Raw genomic sequence first — 11785 nt, 5'->3', positions numbered from 1 at the left:
ATGACGTGTGCGGCGCATGTCTTCAGGCGACTCATTGATTGATCATCACGGCCGATGCGCTCAGCATGATGGGGCCGGTCAGCGCGCTGAACGCGGACCCGAGGAGCAGGCCGCTGTACGTATAGGAAAGCGTGACCTTGAGCGTATTGCCGGAGGTGGCGTCGGTTTGTTCAGTCGCGGTAGCCGTCGGCGGATTGTTCGTTCCGCCGCTGATGAGCGAGCCGCTTGCGTTCGAGACCGCGATCGCCGCGATTCGGGATGTCGACAGCGGCGGCACGCTGATCACGGTGCCAGCTCTGGCCGCGACGCGCGCGGCGCTTGTGAGTGCGGCCTTGTCGTACATCATCAGGCTCAAGTCGAAGATGCCGACCAGCACCATGATCAGGAACGGCAGGAGAATCACGAATTCGAGGGTAACGCTGCCCCGCTGTGTGCCCGCAGCCAGCCGGGTCGTGCGAGAGCGTCCAATGGGGCCGTACACGGACTTATGCATTTTCTATTTTTTTGTATTGCGGGGACGTCGGGAATCATCGGAAGGCAATGCACGCTAGCGCCTGGCTCCTTAAGAAACGCTTAAACGCTTGCGGTAAATCGTTTGCGCGCGATCGTCGGCATGGTCGATGGCATTCACCTTGGCTCCTGCTTACGTGACGACGCCGTGAAACTTTCAACTGTTAGAGTTCCGCCTGCCTCGCGGCTGCGCAAGGCGCAAACGGAGCAGAGTCATGAAGGGAATCCATGCTGTATTCGTCGCGGCCTTGCTGATCGCGGCGGCGTCATCGCAGTGTCATGCGCAGCAGTACACGACCGACTGGGTGGCGAATACCTTCGGGACCGACGCCGCTCACGTAGGGAACGCGGCGCGTTCCATGTGGGTAGCGCCCGAGGGCGTCGTTTATACGGCGTCCATGTGGGACGAAAACGAAGGTGGCATCGCCATATACCGGAATGGCCAAAGCGCGGGGTCCATTGGAGAGCACGCCGAATTCCAGGGCGGCGCCATTACGGGCAATGCTTCTCACCTCTTCGCGGCGCTTCAGTTCAATGGGACTGATGGCAGCGGCGCCGTTGGCCGCTACGATCGCGTGACCCATGCGCGCGACCTGACGATCGCGGTCAGCGCGGACACGACTGAACGATGGGCCGATGTGATCACCGGACTCGCGACGTGGCAACAGTTTCTCTACGCGAGTGACTTTCCCGGGAACCGCGTGCGTATCTACACCACCGCGGGGACCTGGGTTCGGGACCTCGCCGTCACCGGTCCAGGCGCACTCGCGACAGATACGCAAGGCAACCTGTGGATCGCGCAGCGGGCCACAGGTACGGTGCAGCATATGAGCCCCACGGGCGCGATGCTGGGAGCCATCGATCTCGGCGCGAGCGCGCGCCCGTCAGCGCTCTACTTCGATCCCGCGAAGCAGCACCTCCTGATCGGCGATCAAGGGCCGGACATGGACGTGAAGTCCTATGACGTCTCGGCGGCGCCCTTCCTGGTGCGAACATTCGGAGTCAGGGGCGGATACCTCGATACGTCAACCGGAACGAAGGGTCAGGTGGGACCGAAACGGTTCACGCGTATAACCGGTCTCGGCAAGGACGCCGCCGGCAATCTCTACGTGTTGAACAACCCATGGGGCGGAACCTGGGATCTCGGGCGCAACGGGGGCACGGACCTGCATGCTTATGACTACGCGGGCCGCTTCCGCTACGCGTTGCAGTCGCTGAACTTCGAGGGAATCGCCGCACCCGATCCGCTCACCGATGGCGCATATCTCTACGGCGGCACCAACATCTATTCGGGCACTGCGGGAGGAAGCTTCGTCGCGAATACCGTCGATCCGTTTTCATACCCGTCCGATCCGCGTATCGATATGAACGACCAGGGACGCGGTGAGCATTTCGCCCAGCTCGCCGCAGTCGGCGCAAATCGGATTCTCGTTGCGGCCGGTCAGAACCCGGACATCTTTTATTTATTCCACTTCAATGCCGCGAATGGCTATGTCGCAATACCGGACGCATCGATTCCCGGAGCGGCGTTCAACACGGCGGCGAGGATAAGAAACGGATTCTGTCTCGACAGCAAGGGCGGCATCTGGGCCGGCCTCGACAAGACGAATGCCATCTGGCATTACCCGCTGACGGGCTTCGACGCCGGCGGCAAGCCGGCATGGGGAGCGGGCATCGCCACCGCCATTCCGCGCACCGTTGCCCCGCTATCGCGAATCATCTACTTGCCCGATAGCGACACGATGATTCTCGCGCAAGGCATAGTTGGAAGCGCGGACTGGACAGCGATAGGAACGAGGATCGAGGTGTACCACGGCTGGCTGGCAGGCAACACGACCGCGCCTGATCCCGTGATCAAGATCACCGCTCCCAATCCGAAGTCGATAACCGCAGCGGGCAACTATCTGTTCGTGGGATACGTACACACCGTACCCAACATCGACGCTTTCAATCTATCCACCGGCAGCCTCGACGCCACGCTCGCCAATAGCAGCCCGGATACCGTATATGTAGGCAATGACGTGGACTCGATGTACGGCCTGAGGTCGTATCGCCGATCGAACGGCGAATATCTGATCACCAAGGACAATTACAACGGCTCCAGCATCGTTGTTTATCGCTGGAATCCGTGAGCGCGTGCCTGAGACTAGCCTTGAGACGATAAGGCGACGCTGCCCGTCAGGGCAGCGTCCACATTCATCACGCCAGGAAAGTGCTCGCCGTCATTGAGCAGCCGGGGACTTGACGCTCGGCGTGGCCAACGTGTTATTGCTCTGGGGGGCGCTGTTGTCGGACGTACCGCTGTTCGTACTGCTCGGCAGGCCCGAGTTAGGCTTCGCGGACATACCGCTGTCCGAATGGGTGACGCCCGGCGTGCCGTACCCGCCGGTTCCGCCCGTGGCGCCGTTTACCTGGTTCGCCGGGCTCGCCGTGCTGCCGGTCGAACCGGCGCCGCTCGTGCCGCCTCCAGCCGCTTGCGCAAAAGCGCCGCCCGACAGCGTGAGTGCGGCAACGGCCGCGATCAACGTGCTGATTGCCTTGCTCATGATCGGTTCCTCCTTGATCGGATGGAAAAATAAACGCAGACGATAACCGTCCACATGATCGTGAGTGGCGCAAACATCGTGCCGCGCGTTTTATCGAACGCCTGATCGATTTACGCGGATGAGTGCGAGCCGAATCCGCCGAACCTTCGACCGATCCTGCGGCTCAGTTTCAGCGCAAACAGCACGGGCTTGGAAAGATGAGGACGAAGCACGGCGCTCTTGCGCACATAGACAGGAACGTTCCATTCGGCGTGCGTTCCGGCGTAGAAAATCGCCGCATCTCCTGCGCGCAGCGAGCGCGGTTCCTGTCCGTCGGAAGCGACGATTACTTCGCCTTCCATCACGTACACCGTTTCATCGGAATCGAAATACCAGTTGAAACGGCCGGCCGTGCAGTCCCAGACCCAGTAGGAAGTGGTCGTGTCGCGGCTTTGCGACCATTGGCCGCTGCGGGCAACGGGGTTGCCTTCGAGAATCCACGCCGGGTCGATCGGGTCTGGTTTCAGTACTACATCGTCCAGACGGACGGACTCGAAAGTGGGATTTGTCATGGAAATTCCTCTACGTGCCCGTGAAGGGACGTAAGTGCGGCAAGAAGAACGTCCGCTCGCTTTTATTCGGCGCGTGGGTCCGTGGCAAAGCGATGCCGGACACACGATACGGCCGGTGTACGCCTGCGCTTCACAATTCGCAGCGAGCATGTAACGCGCGGGGAACGCGCTTGAAACGCAACGATCACGCGTCACGGATCACGATGTCCATATGGAAGACACGTCATTGATCCGGGAAATGGATGCACCCGTCCAGCCGTCTATGTGTCATTCGGCGCAATCGGCGCAAAAAGGTTCCATAACATCCATACCGCGCTCACGTCCGAATAATCATGGAACGAGCAGCGAATGTCCGTTTTTTCGAGTGGCGATATCATCGAATCGTGTGATCTCTTTAGCGAAAGAGTTATGGCATTGCCCTTCTACACGATCGGACATTCGACGCGGACCATCGAGGAATTCGCCGCGCTGCTGCAAGCAGCGAAGGTCGAGGCGGTCGTCGATATCCGTACGATTCCAAGATCGCGGACCAATCCGCAATTCAACGAAGATACGCTTCCCGAAAGTCTCGCGCCTTATGAAATAAGTTATGAGCGGATCGCCGAACTGGGTGGTTTGCGCCATAAGGCAAAAGACGTTGCGCCCGACGTGAACGGCTTCTGGGAGAACCGCAGCTTTCACAACTACGCGGACTACGCGCTATCGGATGGCTTCCGAAACGGCCTCGCGCGGTTGATCAGTTTGGGCCGCAAAAAACGAAGCGCCGTGATGTGCTCGGAGGCGGTGTGGTGGCGTTGTCACCGGCGCATCGTCGCGGACTATCTGCTGGCGCGCGGCGAGACCGTGTTTCATCTGATGGGCGATGACCGCATCGAGGAAGCGCATTTGACGAAAGGCGCGTCGGTCCGCGCGCCGGATACCGTTCGATATCCGGCTGCACATCCGAACGCGTGATCACATGCTGAATACCGCTTCTTCCTGCATGATGCGCGGGTCCGATTCGGCCTCGCAGATCCTTCCGATGGCGGCGCGGTCGGCCTTGCCCTGCTCGGTTAGCGGCACATGGAGGACCACGCGCATTCGCACCGCCTGCGCGACAAGCGCGCCGCACGCCGCTTCGAGCGCGCGCCGGCAACGCGCGATTTCGATCTGCATGCCCGGCCACGGCACGAGCACGACATTCCACGCCGGACCGCACGCGGCGTCATCCGACGCGACGGCCACCGCATAACGCACTTCGGGCAATGCGCATAGCGGCCCTTCGAGCTGCGCGGGACCGATAGCGACGCCATCGATCTCCGCGACATCGGCCGCGCGGCCCAGTATGTGCAGATTGCCCTTTTCATCGATGAAGCCGATGTCGCCCGTCAGACACCAGCCGTCACGAAACTTCCGCGCCGCCTCGACAGGCTGATGATGATAGCCCTGCGCCACCGCCGCGGACTTCACTTCTATGCCGCCGCACTGCCCTCGTCGCGCGAACCGGCCGTTGGTGCGTCGAATGCGCACGTCGACGCCCGTGCGGATGTGCCCAGCGCTATCCAGCAAGCCTGGGTCGCCCAGATAGTCCGATGGTGACAACACGCTCACGAGCCCCGCTTCACTCGCGCCGTAAAGGTGCGTGAGCACCGGGCCGAGGCGGCAAATCGCGCGGCGTCGCAGAATGGCTGGAGCCGATCCGCCGATATGCGCGATCGAGCGCAGCGACGACAGATCGCGCCGGCGCACGTCCGGATGGTCCATTGTTTCGAAGAGCTGCGGCTCGACCAGAAGCAGGTCGGTGATGCCTTCGGCTTCGATCGTCGCGAGCGTGTCGGCCGGATCGTAGCCGGGCTCGAGCACGACCGTGCCGCCGCCCAGCAATGTGTTGTCCACGAGCACTTGCGACAGATACGCGAGCGGCCCGTTCACGAGCTGGCGGCGGTCTGCGGCGCTCGGCGCGCTCACCATCGCCGAATACGCGGCGAAGCTGCGAAGGCTCGCTTTCGGGACGCCGGTCGAGCCACCGGAGGACGCGATCATCGCGAGATCGTCGGGGCGGGCGCTGCTCTCGATTTGCTGATCCGGCTGCACGCGCGCGCGAATGTCCAGACGCAGTCGCGCCGGACCGGTGCCGACATAGACGACGCGCGTCTCCGGGCGCGTGGGCACGAGGTCCGCGGTCTCTTCGAAGGCGACGAGCAAGGTCGGCGCGATGCGGCTCAGAAACGCGGCGCGCCGTTCCGCCGAGGAAATAGCCGGAAGAAACATCGCTGCCGCGCCCAGCAGGTTCGCCGCATAGCGAATGGCGAGCGCGTCGGGACAATTCGGCGCGAACAGCGCGACGAGCGAGCCGCGCCCGATGCCGAGTGTCGTCAACGCGAGCGCGTATCGATGGATCGATGCGCTCAACGCGCCGCCGGTCACATCGCGATCGAGATACCGCAGCACGGCGCGATCGGCGTGCTGGTCGAGGCGATCGAGCAGCACATCGACATAAGAACGGTACGGCGTTTCGGCACGGGTTTCCATGATTGCATCCCTTCTTCATGAGCGATGGATGCAGTGTGGCCGTGCAGAATGAGATAAGAATGAGGCCTCGCGCCGGACCGATTAGTGATGCGCCCGCGCCTTCGCAGCCGCATTGATCCCGCCCGCCATGAACTCGCGCGCATGCTTCGCGAGGTCCATGCCGTCGTCCCACAGGTTGCGCCAGATCGCAAGCGCGTTCGACAACTGCTCGTTCACCACCGTCGATGAAAAACTTTCAAAGGTCACGACACCCTGATAGTCGATCATCGCTAGAGCGTGGAAGAACTGCGAGAAGTCGATGGTCCCGGAGCCGAGATAACCGCGATTGCTCTCGCCGATATGCACATAACCCAGCCGCTTGCCGCATTGCAGGACCGGCTGCATGAAGTCCGCCTCCTCGATATTCATGTGATACGTATCGAGATGCACGACGACATTCGGCGCATCCACTTCATCGATCAAGGCGAGCGCCTGCTGCGCCGTATTCAGCAGATTGCTTTCATACCGGTTCACCACTTCCAGCCCTAAGGTCACGTTCTTCTTCTGCGCGAATTCCGCGATGCGCTTGAGCGAATCGATCGCATTTCGGCGGCCCTGCTTCGTGACCGGCGCGGAGTACTTCGCCATCGCGCCATAAAGAATGCCGCCGAAATACCCGCCGCCCAGTTCCGCGGTGATCGTGATGCCTTCCTCCAGCAACGCGACGCCGCGCGCGACCGTCGCGGCATCTTCGCTGGAGACATCGGCTTCGAATGTGAGACCGCGTGAGCAGCCGATATCGAGTTCATGTTCCTGCAGCAAATCGCGCGTGAGCGCGAGGTCCATGACCTTCGGGCCATGCAGCGAAAGCTCGGCCAGATCGAAACCGGCGGCCTTGGTCTGGCTGATCACCTTGCGGGTCGATTCCGGCGTCAGATCGCCGGCCCAGACCAGTGCATGTACGCCAAGCTTGTTCATCGTGCAACTCCCTCCGGTGTGGTCACGCGCCTGCGGACCCAGATTTTTGAAATGCCGTTGGCCCACGCCCAACGGATCAGCATCACGACCAGCAGGAACACGCCCCACAGCGCCGTCGCGAGATGTTGATTCGCGCCGAGCAGATTCAGCCCCGACGCGATGACCTGAAGAATCACCAGCGCAATCACCACCGGAGCGACGCGCCCGAAGCCGCCGAACGGATCGACGCGCCCCAGAAAACATGCGAGCACGGATATGAGCAGAAAAGCCTCGCCGTGTCCCACGCGCACCGAGTTGAACTGCGCAGCCATCACCACGCCCGCGACGCCGCACATCAGCCCGGACAACATGTAGATGCGCGTGACCGCGCGCGTCGTCGCAATGCCGGAATAGCGCGTGGCTTCGAGATTGCTGCCGACCATGCGCGTGGCGAAGCCGAGCCGCGAGCGCGTCATCACGACATGCCAGAGCAGCGCGCAGCCGATGAAAATCCACAGCGGAATCGGCACGCCGAGAAACACGCCGTTGCCCATCTCGCGCACGAACGGCGGAAAGCCCGAGATATCGCCGCCGTGCGTGAGGAATTCGCCCAGGCCGCGCAGGAAGATCATCATCGAGAGCGAGACGAGAATCGGGCTCGCGCCGGTGCGCGCGATCACCGCGCCCATCACCCAGCCCGACACCGCGCCCGTCGCCAGCGCCGCGACGATGCCGAGCAGCACCGTGCCCGCGCCCGCGTCCGCGCCGCCGTGCGTGTGCAGCACGTAGGCCATCGCGAGGCCGGAGATGTTGGCCGTGAAGGTCACCGCGAGATTGAAGCCGCCGGAGATCAGCGGCATCAGCATGGCGAGCGTGAAGAAGCCGAGCTCCGGCAACTGGAATGCCACGGAAACGAACGTGCCCGCCGTGAAGAAGCGGTCGGAGGCGAAGCTCATGCCCGCGATCACGATGACGAGAAAGCCGAGCAGCCCCGCGACATCGGCGGGAATGAACGATTCGGACGCGCGCGTTTTCATGACGATGCCTTTGCCCCTTGCGACGCCATGCGCGCACCGACGAGCTTCGCGAAGCCGCCGCTCGACAAGGTGATGGCGACGAGAATGATCGCGCCGATGATCATCTTGAATGCGTACGGCGAGATGCCGAGCAGGTTCAGCCCGTTCGCGGTGATGGCGGTGAGCAGGATGCCGAGGATCGCGCCGAGAATCGTGCCGCGTCCGCCGCCCAGTCGCGCGCCGCCGAGCACGACGGCGGCGAGCACATCGAGTTCGCGGCCGTACAGCGCGTTGGGCACGACTTCCTGCACGTAGTGGGCCTGCATCAATCCGGCGATGCCCGCCATCATGCCGAGCCAGCCGAACGCGACGTAGTGCATCGCGCCGATGTTCACGCCCACGCGGCGCGCCCCTTCCGGGTTGTCGCCCATTGCGTAGAGCTGGCGTCCGGTGGTCGTGCGGCGCAACAGGAACCATGTCGCCGCGACCATGACGACCATTACCGCGACGGGCAGCGCGAGCGTCGCCGCGCCGCTCGCGGTATCGATATGCACGATCGACACGCGGTCGACCCACCAGTCCGGCAGATCGTAGATCGATACGCCGCCGGTCAGGAACATCAGCCCGCCGAAGAACACGTTGAACGTGGCGATGGTCACCACGATCGACACGATGCGAAAGCGATAGATGATGGTCGCGTTGATCGCGCCGAGGAGAAAGCCGAAAAACGCCGCGACGACGAAGCCGAGCGCCCAGTTGCCGCCGCCGAGCCGCATCACCGTGAGCGCGGTGAGGTACTGCACGACCGACGCGCCCACCGCGAACGAAATGTCGATGCCGCCCGCGATCAGCACGACCAGCAAGCCCACCGCGAAGATGATGTTGACGGAGCTTTGATTGAGCAGGTCGAAGAGATTCGACAGCGTGAGAAAGGTCGATGTGCTCACGCTGAGCCCGATCATCATCACGAGGATGACGAGCATCAGCAGCGCCTCGATCGAACCGATGCCGAATTTGCGCAGATCAGGCATGGACGTCTCGCTCGATGTTTTCCATGGTCGTCGCGCCCGGCGCGTATTGCCCGACGACGCGGCCATTTCGCATGTGCAGGATGCGGTCGGCGTTGAAATAGACCTCGGGGATTTCGTCGGAGATCAGCAGGATCGCCATGCCTTGCGCCGCGAGCTTGTGGATGATCGCGAAGATGCCGGCGCGCGCGCCCACGTCGACGCCGACCGTCGGCGAATCGAGGATCAACAGCTTCGGATTGGTCGCGAGCCACTTCGCCAGCACGATGCGTTGCTGATTGCCGCCCGACAAGGTCGATACGGCATCGTCCGGCTTGCCGATTTTCACGGCGAGTTGCGCGATCCAGTCTTTTATCAACGCATTGCGCTTCTTCGACGAGATGAGGCGCGTGCCGTCGAGCAGATCGTCGAGCACGGCCGCGACCGTGTTGTCGCCGATCGACTGCGGCTGCACGAGACCGAGCGACAAGCGATCTTCCGACACGTATGCAATGCCCGCGCGAATCGCATCGCGGTTCGAGCGCAGCGCGATCGCGCGGCCTTCGAGGAGGATCGTGCCCGCGCGCGGCCGCGTCATGCCGAACAGCGACAAAGCCAGTTCAGTGCGGCCCGCGCCGAGGCGTCCGGTCAGGCCGAGAATCTCGCCCTTTCTGATCCTGAGCGAGATGTCCGCGTATTCCCGCCCACGCGACAAGCTCTGCACTTCCAGCACGACCGGCGCGGTGGACAGGTCCGTCTGCCGAATCGCGTAGTCGAAGGTGCGGCCCGTCATCAGTTCGGTGAGCCGCGTCTGCGTCATGCCTTGCGTCGGAAACGTGCCGACGTATTGGCCATCGCGCAGCACGGTCACGCGCGTGCACACTTCGAGCACTTCGGCGAGCCGATGACTGACGAACACCACGGCAATGCCGTCCGCCGACAGCCTGCGCACGATTTCGAGCAGCGCCTGCGTCTCCGCGTGACTGAGCGAGGCGGTCGGCTCGTCCATGAACACGAGGCGCGCATCGCGCACCAGCGCCCGCGCAATGGCGACGATCTGCCGCTGCGCGATCGACAGCGCGCGCACCGAACGATTCAGATCGATGCTCACGCCGAGCCGCGCGAGAATCTTGCGCGCCGCGTCCTTCATCGTGCCGTAGTTGACGAAGCGCGGACGCGCGCCGAGGTTCTGCTCGAACGCGATGTTCTCCGCGACCGTCATCTCGGGAAACAGCGCGAGGTCCTGCCAGATCACCTGAATGCCGAGTTCGCGCGCCTTCGCGGGATCGAGCCCTTCGATGGACTGGCCGTCCATCAGCATCACCGCGCCCGGCTCCGGCTGATACACGCCGTTGATGATCTTGATGATCGTGCTCTTGCCGCAGCCGTTCTCGCCCGCGAGGCACAGCACTTCGCCGGGCATGACATCGAACTTCACCGCGCTCAGCGCCTTCACGCCGCCGAACACCTTCGAGATGTTGTCGAGTTGCAGCAAGGGCGCGCGGCCGGCTTGCGGCGCGGCCGGCGCTGTATCGGTGAATGCTGCCTGATTCATGAATCAGAGTCCCGACTTGGCGAGATCGTCGACGGTCTTGGCGTTAAGATCGACGAGCTGATCGACGATCAGGTTGTGTCCGTCCGGATGCACGACGCCCAGGCCCGGAATGTTGGTGCCGTCCTTGATCGGCTGCCCCTTCGCGACCATCGTGCCGAGCGTCACGAACACTTCGCCCGCCTGCTCCGGATTCCACATGTAGCCGCCGGTGAGCACGCCGTCATGCACGAGGCGCCGCCCTTGCCCTGGCGAGAACGGCCCGAGCACGAGGATCTTGCCCTTCATCTGCTTTTCCTGAACCGCGCGCGCGGCGCCAATCGGCCCCTGGCTGCCGAACGCGAGAATCGCCTTCAGGTTCGGATGGGCGCGCATCAGGTCGAGCGCCGTCTTGCGCGAGGCATCGACGTCTTCGGCCACGCCGTAACGGTCGCCCACCAGCGTCATGCCCGGATAGTTCGCCTTGATGTAGGCGATGGCGGCATCGGCCCATGCGTTGTGCAGCGGCACCGTCAGCGAGCCGACGAACACCGCGTATTCCCCTTTGCCGCCGAGCGCTTCGCCCAGACGTTTCGCATAGGCCTCGCCGAAGCCCTTCACGGAGGCCAGCTCGAAGTCCCAGTCGGCGTTCTTCTGCTTCGGCGACTCGTGCGTGATGACCTTGATGCCCGCCGCGCGGGCGCGCTGCAACACGGGTTCGAGCACTTCGGCATCGTTCGGCACGACGCCGATCACATCGACCTTCTGCGCGATCAGGTCTTCGATCGCGCGCACTTGCAGCGCGGGATCGGCGCTCGTCGGGCCCACCATGAACGCCTTCACGCCCAGCTCCTGGCTGCGCTTCTTGATGCCCGCGTCCATCGCGTTGAACCACGGAATGCCGCCGATCTTCACGACCACGCCGATCACGGGCTTGTCGGGCGACGCCGACGCGACGTTCATCGCCAGCGCACACGCGGCCACACCTGCGCACAACATGCGAATCAGATTCTTCTTCATGTCTCCTCCGAAGGGCGTACGCACTCGTCTGGCGGTCGCCCGGTTGAGTGTTCGGATTTCCAGATGCGCCGGTGTGTTGCCATGCAATATTGCTAAATCCATTCAGCAAACCGGGTTGAGGTATGCTGAATCTATTCAGCAACAGGGTCGACCCGGA

General features: G+C 63.0%; 11 protein-coding genes. 2 read left to right on the top strand and 9 right to left on the bottom strand.

Annotation, left to right across the window (positions count from 1 at the left end):
- Window positions 1–31: 31 nt before the first annotated feature.
- Window positions 32–493 carry a TadE/TadG family type IV pilus assembly protein gene (locus tag AWB79_RS30465; RefSeq protein WP_061171162.1) on the bottom strand — a complete coding sequence of 154 codons (462 nt, stop codon included), beginning with the start codon at window positions 491–493 and terminating at the stop codon, window positions 32–34.
- A 232-nt stretch (window positions 494–725) separates the two neighbouring features.
- Between AWB79_RS30465 and AWB79_RS30460 the strand changes: the two genes are divergently transcribed.
- Window positions 726–2642, top strand: coding sequence for an SMP-30/gluconolactonase/LRE family protein (locus AWB79_RS30460; RefSeq protein WP_061171161.1), 1917 nt, complete (start codon window positions 726–728; stop codon window positions 2640–2642).
- Between the two features lie 90 nt (window positions 2643–2732).
- On the opposite strand, the gene AWB79_RS40660 is transcribed toward AWB79_RS30460, so the two are convergent.
- Complete coding sequence (locus tag AWB79_RS40660; RefSeq protein ID WP_074169454.1) at window positions 2733–3056, bottom strand: hypothetical protein; 324 nt, start codon at window positions 3054–3056, stop codon at window positions 2733–2735.
- 110 nt (window positions 3057–3166) lie between these two features.
- Window positions 3167–3607 carry a cupin domain-containing protein gene (locus tag AWB79_RS30450; RefSeq protein ID WP_061171159.1) on the bottom strand — a complete coding sequence of 147 codons (441 nt, stop codon included), beginning with the start codon at window positions 3605–3607 and terminating at the stop codon, window positions 3167–3169.
- A 408-nt stretch (window positions 3608–4015) separates the two neighbouring features.
- Here AWB79_RS30450 and AWB79_RS30445 point away from each other — a divergent pair, with 408 nt between their 5' ends.
- Window positions 4016–4561: a DUF488 domain-containing protein gene (locus tag AWB79_RS30445; protein WP_061171158.1), complete on the top strand. Its 546-nt coding sequence runs from the start codon at window positions 4016–4018 to the stop codon at window positions 4559–4561.
- Here the strand turns inward: AWB79_RS30445 and AWB79_RS30440 are convergent, their stop codons facing one another.
- From AWB79_RS30440 to AWB79_RS30415, 6 genes are all read right to left on the bottom strand, one after another.
- Window positions 4562–6118 (bottom strand): AMP-binding protein, encoded by a 1557-nt coding sequence (locus AWB79_RS30440; RefSeq protein WP_082862513.1) that lies wholly within the window; start codon window positions 6116–6118, stop codon window positions 4562–4564.
- 81 nt (window positions 6119–6199) lie between these two features.
- Entirely contained in the window at window positions 6200–7075 is an 876-nt protein-coding gene (locus AWB79_RS30435; protein ID WP_061171157.1) for a sugar phosphate isomerase/epimerase family protein, read from the bottom strand.
- Window positions 7072–8091 carry an ABC transporter permease gene (locus tag AWB79_RS30430; protein ID WP_061171156.1) on the bottom strand — a complete coding sequence of 340 codons (1020 nt, stop codon included), beginning with the start codon at window positions 8089–8091 and terminating at the stop codon, window positions 7072–7074. Before AWB79_RS30430 ends, AWB79_RS30435 begins: the two co-directional genes overlap by 4 nt.
- A complete protein-coding gene (locus tag AWB79_RS30425) occupies window positions 8088–9101 on the bottom strand; it encodes an ABC transporter permease (protein ID WP_082862512.1) in 1014 nt (337 codons plus the stop codon). Before AWB79_RS30425 ends, AWB79_RS30430 begins: the two co-directional genes overlap by 4 nt.
- Complete coding sequence (locus AWB79_RS30420) at window positions 9094–10632, bottom strand: sugar ABC transporter ATP-binding protein (RefSeq protein ID WP_061171155.1); 1539 nt, start codon at window positions 10630–10632, stop codon at window positions 9094–9096. The genes AWB79_RS30425 and AWB79_RS30420 overlap by 8 nt, the downstream gene beginning before the upstream one ends.
- Window positions 10633–10635: 3 nt before the next feature.
- Window positions 10636–11628, bottom strand: coding sequence for a substrate-binding domain-containing protein (locus tag AWB79_RS30415; RefSeq protein ID WP_061171154.1), 993 nt, complete (start codon window positions 11626–11628; stop codon window positions 10636–10638).
- Between the last annotated feature and the right edge of the window lie 157 nt (window positions 11629–11785).

Source organism: Caballeronia hypogeia (genome assembly GCF_001544875.2).
In the GTDB taxonomy this organism is placed as follows: domain Bacteria; phylum Pseudomonadota; class Gammaproteobacteria; order Burkholderiales; family Burkholderiaceae; genus Caballeronia; species Caballeronia hypogeia.
Note: the sequence above shows the minus strand (reverse complement) of the source record. Positions and strands in the feature narration are given on the sequence as shown.